At 49.7% G+C, this 16,106-nt stretch carries 14 protein-coding genes; 5 read left to right on the forward strand and 9 right to left on the reverse strand.

What is annotated here, in order from left to right; all coding sequences use genetic code 11:
* Window positions 1-18: 18 nt before the first annotated feature.
* From AC52PS_RS08190 to AC52PS_RS08210, 5 genes are all read right to left on the reverse strand, one after another.
* Window positions 19-1,164 (reverse strand): endo-1,4-beta-xylanase, encoded by a 1,146-nt coding sequence (locus AC52PS_RS08190; protein ID WP_495562565.1) that lies wholly within the window; start codon window positions 1,162-1,164, stop codon window positions 19-21.
* Window positions 1,161-2,861, reverse strand: coding sequence for a glycoside hydrolase family 43 protein (locus AC52PS_RS08195; RefSeq protein WP_495562566.1), 1,701 nt, complete (start codon window positions 2,859-2,861; stop codon window positions 1,161-1,163). Before AC52PS_RS08195 ends, AC52PS_RS08190 begins: the two co-directional genes overlap by 4 nt.
* 107 nt (window positions 2,862-2,968) lie before the next feature.
* A complete protein-coding gene (locus AC52PS_RS08200; protein WP_495562567.1) occupies window positions 2,969-3,799 on the reverse strand; it encodes a carbohydrate ABC transporter permease in 831 nt (276 codons plus the stop codon).
* Window positions 3,796-4,737, reverse strand: a complete 942-nt coding sequence (locus tag AC52PS_RS08205) for a carbohydrate ABC transporter permease (protein ID WP_495562568.1) — start codon at window positions 4,735-4,737, stop codon at window positions 3,796-3,798. The genes AC52PS_RS08200 and AC52PS_RS08205 overlap by 4 nt, the downstream gene beginning before the upstream one ends.
* A gap of 95 nt (window positions 4,738-4,832) precedes the next feature.
* Entirely contained in the window at window positions 4,833-6,170 is a 1,338-nt protein-coding gene (locus AC52PS_RS08210; protein ID WP_495562569.1) for an ABC transporter substrate-binding protein, read from the reverse strand.
* Window positions 6,171-6,351: 181 nt separating this feature from the next.
* Between AC52PS_RS08210 and AC52PS_RS08215 the strand changes: the two genes are divergently transcribed.
* Window positions 6,352-7,476: a GntR family transcriptional regulator gene (locus AC52PS_RS08215; RefSeq protein ID WP_495562570.1), complete on the forward strand. Its 1,125-nt coding sequence runs from the start codon at window positions 6,352-6,354 to the stop codon at window positions 7,474-7,476.
* Here AC52PS_RS08215 and xylA read toward each other — a convergent pair.
* The gene (gene xylA, locus AC52PS_RS08220) at window positions 7,460-8,800 is read right to left on the reverse strand and encodes a xylose isomerase (RefSeq protein WP_495562571.1); all 1,341 of its coding nucleotides are present in this window, start codon (window positions 8,798-8,800) and stop codon (window positions 7,460-7,462) included. The genes AC52PS_RS08215 and xylA overlap by 17 nt on opposite strands.
* Window positions 8,801-8,867: 67 nt before the next feature.
* The gene (gene xylB, locus AC52PS_RS08225; protein WP_495562572.1) at window positions 8,868-10,355 is read right to left on the reverse strand and encodes a xylulokinase; all 1,488 of its coding nucleotides are present in this window, start codon (window positions 10,353-10,355) and stop codon (window positions 8,868-8,870) included.
* A gap of 95 nt (window positions 10,356-10,450) precedes the next feature.
* Here xylB and AC52PS_RS08230 point away from each other — a divergent pair, with 95 nt between their 5' ends.
* A complete protein-coding gene (locus AC52PS_RS08230; RefSeq protein WP_495562573.1) occupies window positions 10,451-11,326 on the forward strand; it encodes a helix-turn-helix transcriptional regulator in 876 nt (291 codons plus the stop codon).
* A 98-nt stretch (window positions 11,327-11,424) separates the two neighbouring features.
* Here AC52PS_RS08230 and AC52PS_RS08235 read toward each other — a convergent pair whose 3' ends face one another.
* Both AC52PS_RS08235 and AC52PS_RS08240 read right to left on the reverse strand, forming a co-directional pair.
* A complete protein-coding gene (locus tag AC52PS_RS08235) occupies window positions 11,425-12,150 on the reverse strand; it encodes a pectate lyase-like domain-containing protein (RefSeq protein WP_495562574.1) in 726 nt (241 codons plus the stop codon).
* Window positions 12,116-12,670: a hypothetical protein gene (locus AC52PS_RS08240; protein WP_495562575.1), complete on the reverse strand. Its 555-nt coding sequence runs from the start codon at window positions 12,668-12,670 to the stop codon at window positions 12,116-12,118. The genes AC52PS_RS08235 and AC52PS_RS08240 overlap by 35 nt, the downstream gene beginning before the upstream one ends.
* A gap of 265 nt (window positions 12,671-12,935) precedes the next feature.
* On the opposite strand from AC52PS_RS08240, the gene AC52PS_RS08245 reads away from it, so the two are divergent.
* From AC52PS_RS08245 to AC52PS_RS08255, 3 genes are all read left to right on the forward strand, one after another.
* Window positions 12,936-14,276 (forward strand): MATE family efflux transporter, encoded by a 1,341-nt coding sequence (locus tag AC52PS_RS08245; RefSeq protein WP_495562576.1) that lies wholly within the window; start codon window positions 12,936-12,938, stop codon window positions 14,274-14,276.
* A 201-nt stretch (window positions 14,277-14,477) separates the two neighbouring features.
* Window positions 14,478-15,374, forward strand: coding sequence for a sensor domain-containing diguanylate cyclase (locus tag AC52PS_RS08250; RefSeq protein ID WP_495562577.1), 897 nt, complete (start codon window positions 14,478-14,480; stop codon window positions 15,372-15,374).
* Window positions 15,375-15,566: 192 nt separating this feature from the next.
* Window positions 15,567-15,968 (forward strand): hypothetical protein, encoded by a 402-nt coding sequence (locus AC52PS_RS08255; protein ID WP_495562578.1) that lies wholly within the window; start codon window positions 15,567-15,569, stop codon window positions 15,966-15,968.
* Window positions 15,969-16,106: the final 138 nt, after the last annotated feature.

The raw sequence follows: 16,106 nt of genomic DNA on the forward strand, positions 1-16,106 counted from the left end.
TTGAAATTGCCAAGACCATTAGTCAGTTGAGCGGGATGCTTCCAGCATCACCGCCCGATATGCGGGCTTAGGCTGCAGATTTTCGTCGAAGAGCAACGGCCAGTTTTTCCTCCCGGAAACCGGGTAATTATCCAGCCAGGTTTTTGCATCTGAAACTCCCCACAGGCTCACAGATGTAACCTTGGAAGAATTTTTCCGAAGCACCTGGAAAACCTCAGCGTAGCGTCTTGCCTGAAGGTCCAGGAGCTCAACCGGAGGCTGAGTATAGCGACTTTCAATGTCTTCATGACGATATATGGAAAAATCCATTTCGGTTACCTGAACATCAAGGCCCAGATCGGCAAAGCGTTTGATGGCAGTATCCAGATTCTGCGCCACATCATCCATATAAATATTCCAATGGCCCTGAATGCCGATACCATTAACAGGTATGCCGCGCTCGAGCAGTTGCTCTAACAAGCGGTGTATTTTGTCCTGCTTCACCGGATCGAGCACCGAGTAATCATTATAAAAAAGTTTGGAATCGGGCATGATCTCCCTGGCCAGAAGGAAAACTTCAGCAACATAATCTTCCCCGAGAATGTCCAGATACGGACTGGGGCGAAGGAATTCGGTATGATCATCGGAAATCACCTCATTTGCCACATCCCAGACATCAATTACATCACCGTAGCGTTGAGCCATTACGGTCATGTGATCCCGAATACGCTCCAATAGAAGATCTCTGCCGGCACGTTCTCCATACGAAGAAAAGAACCACCCGGGAGTCTGTCGGTGCCAGACCAGGCAATGTCCCCGCATACTCATTCCGTGAGTCCGGGCATAATCGGCAATTTCATCGGCGGCGTAGAAATGCCAGGTACCGTAGCGGGGATGGATAATCGAAGGTTTCATCTCATTCTCTGCAGTGAGACTGGAAAACTCGTCAGAAAGCATATGCTTCGCGGAACTGATAGTGGCGGAATTCACCGCCGCGCCCAGGGGAAAAAAATCTCCATAGGCTCCGGCCAAACCATGCTCCCAGGAGGGCGCCTCCGGATCCGTATCGGCGGTTCGGAGGCCGTCTCCGGCCCGCCCCGCCGGGGTTCCGACGCAGGAGAGGCTCAGCAGGAGGGTAAGGAGTAGAAATGCCATCCCCGCCAGAGTTCCGACCCAAATTCTCATCGCCTGTCCTCATACAAAACTTCCGTACCGTGATATTCCAAATAATCGAAATCTCCGGCCAGCCTTTGACCGGAAACGTCGAAACTACCCACACCCACATATGTTCCGGTAAACCCCATGGGCTGAACGTAGTCATCGCTGAAAATCCCGGCATCAATTTCAGGACCTATGGGTGTCCAGGGGCCGCCCTCCTGGCGATACCGGAACCCCATGGACCGACCCCGGGTATCCACGCCGAGCCAGATGGCTCCAGGTTGAAGCTCTATTTCATCTTCACCCAGGGGCATATTGATGCGGTTTAAATCAAAATTGATAATGCCCAGCCGCCTTGCACCTTCGTGATTACTGACACGGAGAATACTCTGACAGGTTTCATCATAGCGGACAATCAACCCCGCCATCTGCTGAAAGCTGGACGGCTGGAACTCCATGCAGGTTTCGGCGGACCAGTAAAAATGCTGAACCCGTCGTACCAAAATGCTTTGATCAAATCGGCTCATCATTGATTCCCTTCCCCGCAGACGAAGCCAACCGGAACGGGAGGACAGATCGAAGTCTTCCTCCGCAGGTTTGCGAAGGGTGTTCAGCTTCACATTCCATGCGGGTCCATCAAAATCTTCCCGCCAGTGTTCATCCCGTTGAACCGTGCCGGGCTTCACCCCTTCCCGTGAGGGAAAGGCTGTTCTCACGGGCGCACCGGTTTCCTCCACATAAGGCCAATGATCATCCTTCCATATTACCCGTTGAAGAGCCGTCTCCCTGCCCAGAGGGCATTGTCCGCCGTCGTCCACCGGCCGTCCACACAGATGGGCCAACACCCACACATCTTTGGTCCAGGGCACCATGCTTCCGTGCCCCGCCTTCTGCAGCCCGGGGTGCAGAGCGGGCTTGAGCTCGGCAAAGCTGCCACTGGCTTCCCGTTTTCGGAATTCTTTAATATCCGCAACGGAGGTCAACAGATGCTGTCTGGGGTGCAATTCATAGGGGCCTTCCAGATTCTTACTCCGGGCAATTGTGACGGCATGGCTGTAAGAAGTCCCTCCCTCTGCGGTGACCAGATAGTAGAATTCTCCCCGTTTATACAGATGGGGGGCTTCGGTAAGCTTCAAGGAACTCCCCCGGAATATGTTGCGTATGGGACCCACCATCTTTTTTTCTAACGGGCTGTATTCCTGCAGGACTATGCCGGCAAAACTGTTTATCCCCGGACGGTAATCCCACAATACATTTACCAGGTACTTGCGACCGTCATCATCATGAAACATGGACGGATCGAATCCCGACGAGTTTAAATACACGGGGTCGCTCCAGGGGCCTTTGATATTTTCAGCGGTGACCAGATAATTATGAACATCTTTAAAGCCCTCAGTCCCCCCAGTACTGGTGGAAGCCCCTGCCCAGTCCTTCACATCGGTAAAAATGAGATGAAACTTCTCTCCGTCATGACTCAAGGCCGGAGCCCAGATTCCGCCGGATTTGGGATTTCCCCGCATCATCAATTGGCTTTCCCGGGTCAGGGCATAACCGATAAGCTTCCATTCCTGGAGGTTTGTACTGTGGTGGATAGGAACTCCCGGATAGTACTCAAAACTGCTGTTGGCAATATAAAAATCATCTCCAACCCGGCAGATAGATGGATCGGGATGGAATCCTGTAAGGACTGGGTTTTGGATAGATAGTTCGATGTTCTGGTTCATTTTTATGTACTTCCTTGTATCTATGGTGTATTCGATATTCGGGCTCCCGCCGAAACGGAATCCCCGCCGAACCTTAAGGCCGACGGGAGAGAGGGCGCTCACATGCCTTACCCCTTGATCGCTCCCACGGTCAAGCCTTTGATAATTGATCGGCTGAAGATGATAACTACAATGATGATGGGAATAATGGATATAGTTACCCCCAGGTATATGGCTCCGAAATTCGACTCGTACAAACCCCGAATATTCGATACCACCACAGGCATGGGAAATTTTTTCGCCGAGTTCAGCAGCACCAGAGGGGTGAGCAGATCGTTCCACTTTTGAATAAATGTAAAGATCGACATTGTAGCTATTGAGGGCATGGCCAGGGGAAATATAATCCGTCGGAAGATATACCACTCTCCTCCCCCATCGATAATTGCCGCCTCTATAAGCGAATCAGAAATTGACGATTCAATGTAAGCTCTGATAAAAAACACCATGGCAGCATGGGCGGCCGTGGGGAGGATCAGCGGAAGGTAACTGTCAATCATGCCCACCTTGCTGAGAAGATCGTAGTACCCGATTAGCCCCAACTGCTGGGGAACCATCATGGTGCCTAGAATAATCCAGAACAGCAATTCCTTGCCCTTAAAGTGGAACTTCGCGAACCCGTATGCGGTCATGGTGGAGAAGATTGCCGCAAGGACCACAGAGGGAACGGTAATAATCAGGCTGGCAATAAAACCCTGCCAAATATTCACCTTGTCCTGAATTATCTGATAATTCTCCAGCAACGCCGTCCCCGGGGTAAACCAAACCCGCTGGGAGATTTCCACATTGGTGTGGGTGGAGTTGATAATCATCATATAAAACGGAACAATGGAGAGAACCGCCATAAACACCAGGAATGCATAGAGGATGATCTTTTCCAGCCGTGATTGTCTATAGATCATAAGGAACCACCTCCGGAACGTTTTTTGCCGGACATAAGGCGGAAGGTAAAAATAGAGAAAAAGAGAATCATAAAGAAGAGCGTATAGGCCACTGAGGCGGCATAGCCCACATTGAAGTTCTTAAACGCCTGATTATAGAGATACAGCACCATGGTGGTGAGGGCATTGTCCGGCCCGCCCCGACCATCGGTAAGTACTCTGGGAATGTCGAAAATCTGCAGGCCGCCGATCAACGATGTAATCAGCACATAGAGCATAATAGGCCGAAGCAGGGGGAAGGTAATTCGGAAGAACACCTGCAATCGTGATGCCCCATCGATGTACGCAGCTTCGTATAGTTCTTCGGAAATAGAACTCAAACCTGCCATGAAGATAATCATGGTATATCCAAACCACTGCCACCACTGAATAAACGATACCGTGGCCTGGGTGACTGTCTTTTTTTGCAGCCAGTAGATAGGTTCCTCAACCACCCCCATGCTCAAAAGAATGTGATTCAGGGTTCCGTTCTGCCAGTCCAGCAAGACGGCGAAGAGCACGCCGATGGAGGCAGCAGTCACAAGGTTGGGAAGAAAATATAGGGTGCGAAAGACGTCTTTGCCTTTCACCTTCCATTCATAGAGGATAACCGCCAACAGGAGAGCAAAGATCAGCTGGGGTATGAAGTTCATTAGCCAAATAAACCAGGTATTGAATATGGACCGGAAAAAGATCGGGTTTGTAAACAGACGCTGGTAGTTGGCCAGACCCACATATTCATTTTCAAATAAATTAATAGGCGAGGTAAAGCTTAAGCTCAGGGTGTACAGCAGCGGATAAAGCTGAAATGTCAGCATGATCAGGAAAAACGGCAGGATAAACAGGTACCCCTTGTTATTCCGATTGGAAAAAAAGCGTTTTCTGCTGCGTCCGGGAGGGGTACTTTTCGAAATATTCATAGAAATCTCCGCATAAATACCCTCCCGAAACCGGAGCTCCGGGAGGGAAGATCACCGTCCCCGGCCTGAAGCCGGGGTACGGAATTCATGAGGCTCTAATCTTCAATAACCACTTCAACATTGGGAAGAATATCCGCCATCGCCGCGATAAACCCATCGAAGGCTTCTTCCCGGGTTTTCTCGCCGTTGGCGTACAGTTCAACCTGGTCACCCCAGGCATTTTGGATCTGGAAATCCCAGGGACCGACTCGACTAACGTCGATTTTCTGTACTTCGTTATAGAAATATTCATAGTGGTTCTGACCGCCAAGGAAAGGTTCGGCAAAGTCACCCTTTATTTCTTCCGCCACTGTGAGATTTCCCACAAAGTCACCGGTTTCTTCTGCCCAGGCTTTTGCAAATTCCGGATCGGAACCCACAAATTTAACAAACTGCCAGGCCAGGTCTTTATTCTCGCTGAAGCGGCTCACACCAATCCAGGTTCCGCCCCAATTATACGGTGCCGGCGGTACGGCAAGCCCCCAGTCTCCGGAAAATTCGGCTTCCCCTGCATTGGCTTCCGGTTCTGCGTTGGGTTTCAACACATAGTGGAGCCCCCAGGTGGGAAGAATATAGGAGAATACCGACGCATCGGCCATACCGGAGAACCAGGCGGGGGTCCAAGTTCCGATACCGCCTTCTATATTGTTCTCACGCATTTCCTTTGCAAGATCCATATATTCTACCAGTGAAGGGGGAATGGTCAGGACATCATTCTGGACATAGGGTTCACTTCGTTGATTAAAAATAAACTCAGACATGTCGGAGAAGCCGGCAACCAGATATTTCTCCCCGTCATATTCGTCCCGGATCATTTCACCAAGCTCGTAGTATTTGTTGATATCACTGGTGTATTCGGAAACAACTTCGGGATCATCGGTTCCAAGGACTTGTTCGGCAATACTACGGCGATAAAACATGGCTCCGGGGGTTGCCTGCCAGGATAGGGCGGTAATATCCCCATTGTCGTCCCTGCTCAAATCCACAACGTAGGGCACCAGATCATCCACCAGTTCCTCGGCATTGTAAGGGGCATCGGAAATGGGCTCCCAAAAGCCGGCTTCCACAAACTGACGAAAGTAGGCTGCTTCACCGGTGAACACATCGGGTACCGAGTCCCTGGAACGCATGGTGGTAATCATCTTGTTGAGATACACTTCATCATCATTTGGAATTACCACGAACTCAACTTCGATACCGGGATATTCGTCGTTGAAGAGATCAATCATTCCGCCCACTTCATCGGTAAACGACCATACGGTGATCTTTCCGGTCATCTCCGCAGGATCGGCGGAAACGCTCTGCTCCTGTTCGCCCTCCGCAGCCAGAGGCATTACAGAAAATACCAGCAAAAAAACCGTCAAAATACCGAGCACTTTTGTCTTAAGCGACATAAGCTCCTCCTTGGTTTTGTCCTTTTTTTGTATCTTTTTAAGATACAATTAAGGGATCGTAGCACGGGTATTTCGGTTCGTAAAGGAATTATTTCCCATATATCCCGGGAAATTGTGCGGTCGAAGAGGGGAATCGTAAATTTGTATTGATATTTGTATCTTTTGTTGGAATAATGCGCTCATGAAACCCAAAAGCGGCCCCATCTACTTACAAATTGCCGAGCGTATGCTTTCGTTTTTCGGACAGGAAAGATATGTCAAAGGCGACAAGCTGCCTACTGAGTATCAGCTGATGGAGATGTTCAATGTAAGCCGAACCACAATCCGAAAGGCTCTGGATATACTGGAGGCCCGGGAACTCATCTCCCGAACCCCAGGCAGAGGGACGTTCTACAAAGGGAAAGCTCTGTACGAAAGCCAGGATTCGGAGAGCAAGACCCTGGGTCTGGTGAATTATTTTTTTATGGATTATATCTACACAGAGATTATCAGGGGAATCGAAGATGAAGCCGAACGCGCAGGCTATTCACTGATGATCGCCAATAGCAACCGTAACGAAGAGCGGCAACTGGAGTCCATTCAACGTCTCATCGATCAGGGGGTGGCGGGGTTGATCATAGAACCCAGAAGGAATTTACAGCTTGATGACAAGGACCCCCTTGCGGAGGAGATAATCAAGAATGCATCCATCCCCATTGTCACCACCCACTGGGGAATTAAGGCGAAAAGTCTTAGCACCGTAACCCTAGATGACGTGTATGCCGGAAGAATTGCCGGAGAGTATTTAATCTCCCGAGGACATCGGGATCTGGCATACATTTTCAAAGAGGATATCCAGTCGGGCTACGACCGGCTGCAGGGATTTCGCCAGGCCATTGAAAACGAAGGACTCTGCCTGGGGCCCGATCGGCTCTACCCGTTTAATGATGATGATGAGGCAAAGAACAATTTACAGGGTTACCTGCTCACTTTAAAAGCCCTGGCAGATCCGTCAAACCGACCCAGCGCAATTTTCTATTTTAATGATAATCTGGCCGTCCAGGGCTACCGGGCAATTGCCGAGCTGGGGCTGCGGATTCCGGAAGATATTTCAGTGCTGGGTTTTGACGATCACAGTACGGCATCGATCGTCACACCTGCCCTCACCACCTTTGAGCATCCCAAGTATGACCTGGGACGCTGGGTAGCAAAAATTCTTATCGACGAAATCGAATATAAAGCTACGGCTTTGCCCATTAAACTGATCTTCGAGCCCAAGCTCATTGAGCGGGGCTCGGTGAGTGATCGTTCTATCGGGAAAACATAATCTGGTTTATAAGATTTTCGATAAGCTCCTGCTTACCGCTGATCTGAGGAATTTCCCGGTTTTCTGCGGCCAAGTTTCTCAGATCTTCCAGAGTCAACTCCCCCATCTCAAACCGCGCTCCATCTCCGGCATTGAAATTTTCATAGCGGGCATCACGGTAGCGCTTCACAAGTCCACGGTCCATAATGGTCTGGGCGATTTCCAGGGCAAGGGCAAAGCTGTCCATTCCTCCAATGTGGGCATGAAAGAGGTCTTCCAGATCGGTGGAATTTCTTCGGATATGGGCGTCAAAATTCAGCCCGCCTGTATGCAGACCGCCGTTCCCAAGCACCACCAGCATGGCTGAGACCGCATCATAGACGTCGGTGGGAAACTGGTCTGTGTCCCAGCCGTTCTGGGGATCACCCCGGTTTGCGTCAATTGATCCCAGGAGACCGGCGTCCGACGCCACTTGAAGATCATGGGCAAAAGACTTCCCCGCAAGCGTTGCATGATTGCCTTCGATATTCAGCTTATAATCTCCATCCAGGCCATAGGTTTTCAGAAAACCGATCACCGCAGCGGCATCAGTGTCATATTGATGTTTTGACGGTTCCATGGGCTTGGGCTCGATAAGGAATGTTCCCGTGAAACCAATCTTTCGGCCGTAATCCCTGGCAATTTCCAGGAAGCGAGCCATATGCTCCAGTTCCCGCTTCATGTCGGTGTTGAACAATTGGGTATACCCTTCCCTGCCGCCCCAGAACACGTAGTTTTCCCCGCCGAGTTTCACATTCAGGTCCAGCATCGCCTTAATTTGAGCAGCTCCTCTGGATAGTACGCGGAAATCTGGGTTGGTGGCGGCTCCGTTCATGTATCGGGGATGGGAGAACAGGTTCGCAGTATTCCACAGCAGCTTAATACCTGTGGCCTTCTGGCGCTGAAGCAGCATATCTCCCACCGCAGCCACATTCGATTCATACTCGTTCACCGAATCTGCATCCGGAGCCGCATCCACATCATGGAAGCAGTAGTATGGCGCCCCCAGCTTACTAATAAACTCAAAAGCTGCATCTGCTTTTTCTTCCGCAGCCCCCAGGGGATCGGAATTGCGGTTCCATTCCCGGTGAATGGTGCCTGCTCCGAACGGATCGGCACCCGTTGCCGTCATGCTGTGCCAATAGGCAACGGCAAAGCGCAGATGCTCCTTCATACTCTTGCCCGCAACGGTTTTGTTCTCGTCATAAAACTTGAATGAGAGGGGATTATCCGACGCGGGCCCCTCGTAATTGATCTTCCCGATTCCGGGAAAATACTCTTTGTCTCCGGTGTATACAGTACTCATACCTGCTCCTTGATTTCGGACTCAATCCGGACGGGATATTAATCCCCGGTTCCGGAATCCATAATGCTTATCGATATCGTGTTTCTAAGAGTTCCAGATATGCCAGATATTCGGCATATCCCTGCTGGTAATTCTCCCGGGCTTCTCCGGGCTCGATACGGCGGTCTTCCCGGTTTTTCAAATGGGGTGCAATTACATTTTCCATGAAGACATTGCTCCCATCGTTCAACAATTCCCGGTACCAAAGGGCCTGCAGAGCTGCGCCCATGGCTGCACTGTCTGGGTGAACCGGCAAAGTCACCGGTAGTTCCAAAATATCCGCAGCGATCTGCCGCCATGTCCGGGATCGGGATCCGCCGCCGGTAATTGTGATACTTTCGGCCTTCATTCCGAATTTTTCCAGAGAATCCAGTCCGATTTTCAATCCGTAGATGGCCGCTTCCATGGAAGCCCGGATAATGTGGGGAGCATCACTGTTATCGAGAGTCATGCCTTGAATGCTTCCCCGGGCTCGGGGAAGATTGGGGATCCGCTCCCCGGTAAAATAGGGCATGACGATCAAACCATCTGAAGCTGCAGGTACCTGATCAACCATCGAATCCAGTTCTTTCAGCCCCACCGACAAGAGTCCCCGGAACCGTTCGGTGGCTACCGTACAGTTCATGGTGCAGAGGAGGGGCAGCCATCCGCCTGTGGAAGAACAAAACCCGGCAATAGTACCTCCGGGATCTACTACCGGCTTGGATGAATAGCCGAAGAGAGTTCCGGATGTTCCCAGACTCATGGTCAAAGAACCGTCGGAAATGGTGCCGGTTCCAATTGCCGCCATCATATTGTCTCCGCCGCCGCCGGCCACCGGGATTCCTTCAGGTATACCGAATTCTTCCGATGCCCGCCGGGTGACCCAGCCCGCACCGGTCTCCGGGCCCTTTGGTTCAGGGAGCATATCCAGCAATCTCTCATCCACCAGGCGGCAAATTTCTTTGTTCCAACTCCGACTGCGTACATCAAACAGTCCGGTTCCCGATGCATCCCCGTATTCCATGCGATATTCGCCGGTGAGAAGGAAATTGATGTAATCATGGGGAAGAAGAATATGCCCCAACCGGGCAAAGGCTTGGGGATGATTCCGCTTCAACCACAAAATTTTCCCTGCCGTATAGCCCGGAAGAATGGGATTACCCACTTCTTCAATGAGCCGGCGGCTGCCCCCGAACGCCGAGGTTAGCTCATTGCACTGATCCACTGTGCTGGTATCATTCCAGAGCTTCGCCGGATACACCGCCTCCCCCGCCTCATCCAGGGCCACCAGTCCATGCTGCTGGCCGCTTACCGCCACTGCCACAGCGCTTTGCCGGATCTCCGGATCCACCGAACCCAGAGCTGTTTTCACCGCTTCCAGCCACCAGCGTGGATGCTGTTCGCTGGTACCGTCCGCTTTGCTGATCAGCTGATGGGGGGCCGAAGCCAGTGCCGCCACTTTTTGGGCTCTATAATCATAAAGCATCACTTTGGAACTCTGGGTTCCCACATCGATGCCCAATACGGTCTGCATATCCCCTCCTTCTCCAGGGTTGATACTTGGATTATCCGGCGGTTCCCCGGGGAAAACAATAGACAGGAGTGATAAAACATACATAATATTGACATATGCATATCAAAGACGCTGTATTCGTGTATCATCTGCAGGAACCCGAGGATATTGACTGGCACGGCCGCTACCATTTTCACGGACCTGACGAGTATGAAATTCACTACTTCCTCGGAGGAGAAGGCAGCTTCCTCAACGGCTCCCGAAAATATACCCTGGAACCCGGCACCCTTTTTATTTCACCCCCCGGGGTAAAACACCGCATAGAAACCAGCAATGTAAGTCATCCAATTACCTACTATGCCGTTCTCATGCAATTAGGAGCTGAGGATGAAGAAATTCAGGAACTCTTCGCTGACGAGATCCAATGGAACAGGAAACACGCCATTGGGGATCGGTATCGCTTTTTTTTCGAAGAGCTTCGGGAAAAAACCCTTTCTCCAAACTCCTACATTAGACGATCTGCCATACATCATTTGGTATCATTTATTTATGTACTGGCTTCCCGGGAGAAACAGATGAACCTGGGAAATGCGGAGAACGCCCATGTGGAGAAGGCATTGAGATTTCTGCAGCATCGGGTGTTTACCAGGACCCGCTTATGTGACCTGGCCCGCCACCTTAACCTCTCGAAGGAATATATCATTCGACTTTTCCGGCACAAACTGGGAACAACACCCATGAAATATCTAATGAAGCTCCGAATTGAGGCGGCAACAAGTATGCTTATTTCCAGCGACCGCCTCATTTATTCTATTGCCGACCGGCTCCAGTTCAACTCCGAATTCCACTTCTCCCGCAGCTTCAAGGAGCATACCGGTTACTCACCACGGCAGTATCGTCACCGGTACCGGCAGATTATCGGGGAAAGCCCGGAACATGAGTCAATCATTTACCTCAATGAACGGCCCACTCCGAACGATTCCAAGGGCTGAAAACTCACCGAGCATAATCTCCATATTGTGTGGTAGATTGCAGAAAAGCTGTAAATCTGTATGCCTGCTATTGATTGGAGCCGGGCAGCCTTCTTGTATCAAAACAATTGATGCTTTCCCGGGTTCGCAGCCGGTCCACGGCCGTTTAAACTGTGCCTGATACTGCCATATCCTTTGGCGAATGTGGTAATATGGGAAATATCAATCCCCGGAGCATCCGGTGTTTCCACCGCATTCTCCAGATGTACATTTCTATCCGTATTTCCCTTTATCCCCAGAAACGCATAAACCCCAAGACCATATGCGGAGTGTTCCCGCACCGTTTCAACAACTTTGTATGAAGCAAAACCATCGGTTCTGGCCGTACGCCAACGGTCCTGGCTTGGAGGGTCATAGGGCAATTCGGACTGATAAAAAACAGTTTGCCCCCTTTCTCCATACCAGAGGGTTTGATACTCCTGAAAATGCTCGTTAAACAGTCCGTATGCGCTCACGTCATCCCCATAGACTACCAGGCCGTTTCTGCAGGTATTTACTTCCCACTCTGCCCCCTCTCCATGATCTGCCCGCCAGAGCCACAGATGGTCAAGTAGTACATTGTTGCTGTACACGGCCATACAGACATCGGCTTTTCCCGGTCTGTCGCCGCCGATCCGGCAGAATAGATCATGTACGGAACATGGGTTGGCGGAATGGTCCTGAGAGTTTTTTTCCCGTCCGATCTGCATCAGTACGGGCGATTCCCTGGGACCGGCATCTAAAATCAGGCCGGAAATAATGATCCCCTCTTCATCCCCGACCTCCAGAGCAGCTGTTCCCGTCATGGGAACCATGCGTGGCAGGTTCTGGTTCCCGCTTTACCTTCGATAATTGAATTTGCAAGGAATCCCCCGCTGCCCCCCCCTGATCGAATACAATATCCCCATGGAGATGAATTCTTCGAAGCGGCGCAGCCTGCGAAACGGCCCAGATGAGGGGCTCTGATGTTTTCCCGGGATAAATGGAAAAGTTCTCCGCAGCAGGCCAAAACATGAGCGTAACATTCCTATCCTCAGTGGCGGCGGTGGACTGAATCCTGCCCTGAATTTGAACATCTCCCGGAACACGCCCGAGCCCCAGGGCCTGCACATAGTAATCCACCGTAATATCCAGATAATACCTTCCCGGCTTGAATAATAGTGCAATGCGCTCCCTGCTGAATTCCCCTTTCTCCTGCTGCCGGTGAATTGCATCTTTAATCTTCTGAATTTCCTGTTGATCCATACTGTCATCAAAAATCAGTACTCTCGAACCGAAAAGCTCGGTTTGATAGGCGGAATATAGGCTCTGAATCTGTTCTTTCATGGCAGGATACACTCCGTTTTATATACATTTGTCATTTCAGCCGAATACGGCTCTTTCCTATCATGTTTCCTTCTTTTCAAATAGGGCCAAATAGTATCATCATTTTTCATTTCAGCGCAGCCGGGGATTATCAAAAAAACCAGTACGTACAAGATAACAAGGTGAGCCGGTAAAACGTCCCAGGGAATCAATGACAAGCATCATGGTAGTTGACCATAGATAAAATTATCTCCATAGTTACCAAAGAAACTGAAATGGAGATACAATGATTAAGAATATTAAAGAGTTGCTGAAACTCACATGGCCATTGCTTGCAGCAATGGTTGCCGGACGTTTATTCGGAATTATTGATGTGGCAATGGTGGGTTCTCTGGGCACAGAAGGAATTGCGGGTTTGAGCCTGGGACTGACCTACTATAATCTTTTCTATTACATCGTTGTATTCGCCTTTCTTCAGAGCAACCTCATCCATTTTGCCAAATATTCCACCCCCGACAAAGGCGTACTTCTGAGAAATTACATAATTCACGAGGTCATTCTCGGGGCTCTTCTCGCATTGCTGGCGGTAATTTTACTGGGACCGACGCTCTGGGGCTTACAGTTTCTCACCGATTCGGGAGAAACCCTGTACCATTCACGACGCTACCTTTTTATACGCAGCATGGGTGTTATGCCCATGTTTCTCATGGCCATGTACAGCAAACTGCTCATTGCAATAGAGCGAAACCAATTTCTCCCGGTGTTCACCATTATCGGGCTGAGTTTCAATGTACTGTTTAACTGGATATTTATTTACGGGAATCTGGGGATGCCCGCTCTGGGGGTACTCGGCGCCGGGCTCGCTTCCGTTCTTGCCATGTCCATACACTCGGCAATGCTCATGTGGTATTTTTACCGAATCACGGGTCATTTTGAACAGAGAACTGGGCGGTTCGTGTTTTCACCGGCAATCCTCCGGGAGCGATTCACCTTGAGCTTCACAATTATGCAAAGCAGGCTTTTCGAACAGGGCTCATGGACAGCTTTTGTCAGTATTATCTCCACCATCAGCCCTCTGGCGCTGAGTATTCATGAAATCTCAATGCGGGTGAAAGATTTTATCCTCATGATTTCCGGCCCGGTCCGGGATGTAACCATGTCACAAGTCAGTAAAAAGATTGAATCCCAACAGGAATCCGATGCCAAACAATCATGTATTACCGGAGCAGTCTTCCTTACCGTCACAATGGGCACATTAGGCATGGTAATGGTATTCTTACCGGAACCTTTTATCAGACTTTTCTCTGATAATCCGGAAGTAATTGAGAAAGGAAAACTTCTATTCCTGATAATGGGAATCTATCAGATTGCCGATGCGGTGTTTATTAGTTTTCAAGGGGGATTACTGGGAATGGAGGACGTAAAATTTGTCCGCAACATAAATATCCTCAGCGGATGGGTGTTAATGCTACCCTTGGTTCTTCTCATGACCAATGTTCTTACCTGGGGTGTGTACGGTGCCTGGGCGGGATTCGCCACAACAATCTTTATTCGGGCCTTCATATTCGCCGCCCGCTTCCTGGGTAAGGAGTGGATCCCCAATTCGCCCCGGGCAGCAGGGGTTTGAATCTCTCCTGTAGCAAAGGGATGCAATCGAGGACTTTTCCGGGATTTCGCGGGGCAAAATTTCCCAATCTGCATTAGACTGAGGGGGGAAGAAACATGGAGAGAAGAGGTATGTCAGGAACCCTCAATATTGGTGATGACTGGAAACAGCCATTACCGTCTCCCCGGATAATTTCGGATATATCTTGCCGGGAAACAAGCAATGAAAGAATCGCTGTATAAAAACATTCTGAACAATCTCCATGACGGGGTCTATTATGTAAATAAACATAGACAAATCACCTACTGGAACAAGGCAGCAAACAGAATCAGCGGCTTTAGCGAACATGAAGTGCTGGGCCACTGTTGCTCCGATAATATTCTCCGCCACATTGACGAGCGAGGCAGCGAATTATGCATTCACGGATGTCCTCTGGCAGCAACCATGGCAGACGGCAAAATTCGGGAAGCAGACGTATACCTTCATCACAAATCGGGCCACAGGCTACCGGTCTCCGTCCGGGTATCACCTATATACGATGAAAAAAGCGAAATAATCGGCGGGGTGGAAATATTTTCCGACAATTCAAGCCGAAAACATATCATCGAGGAAATTCAGGAGCTGAAAAAAGAAGTCTTTCTAGATCCACTTACACATATCGGTAACCGGAAATATGCAAATTTCGTCATCGACAAATCCATAATGGAACTGAGAGAGTTTCAGGTTCCCTTCGGGTTCATGTTTTTGGATATCGATAACTTTAAATTGGTAAATGACGAACGGGGTCATAGAATCGGTGATGATGTTTTAAAGATGGTCGCGGACAGTGCGGGAAATGCTCTCCGACCTCTGGACAGCATCTGCCGCTGGGGCGGAGAGGAATTTATTGTGATCATTCCAAACATTGACCGGAGCGTACTGGCCGAAGCCGCCGAACGAATTCGCGTACTGGTTGAACACAGCTGGATCGATTACAACAAAGAACGTGTAGCTGTTACCCTTTCTATCGGCGCGACCATGGCTACCCTGGATGATGACCGATCGAGCCTAATTACACGGGCCGATGAACTGATGTATGCCAGCAAAACCTCGGGAAAAAACCGGATATCATTTGGATAACTGTATCATCCATCGCTGAGTTTTTGAAACCTGGAAAATTCTTTGTTCACCTCCTGCTGTTAAATTTATCTCGTAGCTGTCATTGGCATAGGCTCAGCAAGTACATGGACGGCTTCAATTCTTTTGGAGGCGGGATACCTACGCTACCGTAAAAACTTGTTTTCCCGGCACGCATTTTCTATACTTTTATGTATGAAACTACGTTCAAAATTCACCCTTCTTCTGCTACCTATCTTCCTAATACTTTCGGGAGGCGTCACCCTGTTTACTGTTCGCTCATGGAACCAGGAAATAAAGAGCAACCTGAGTGAAACCATCAGCTCAACTTCACAAACTATACAGAAGATGGTGATATCCCGTAGCCGATTAGCCCTTCAGTTTGCCTCGATATTCGCCGACCTGGATTCAGTTAAAACCGCCTATAGCATGGAGAATGAAGTTGCTGCACGTAATTTGCTGGAGGACACGGTGGGTGATCTTACCCAAACTGTTCAGGACAACAGCGGGGTAGCCTCTTTTCGCATACATTTCCATAAAGAACCTGCTCGCAGTTTTTACCGCTCATGGACCGATACATGGGATGACGATCGGTAGTGTAAACGATCGGTAGTGTAAGATTCTGTCTGTAAAAGTGATTCTTCTGAGAAGGGGGATTGAAAAAAGTTAGCCAATCGGTCTTCATGAGTTCGACGAAAAACCATAGGAGACCTCATGACTAACGAAGCATACTAT

This window comes from Salinispira sp. (assembly GCF_059431795.1).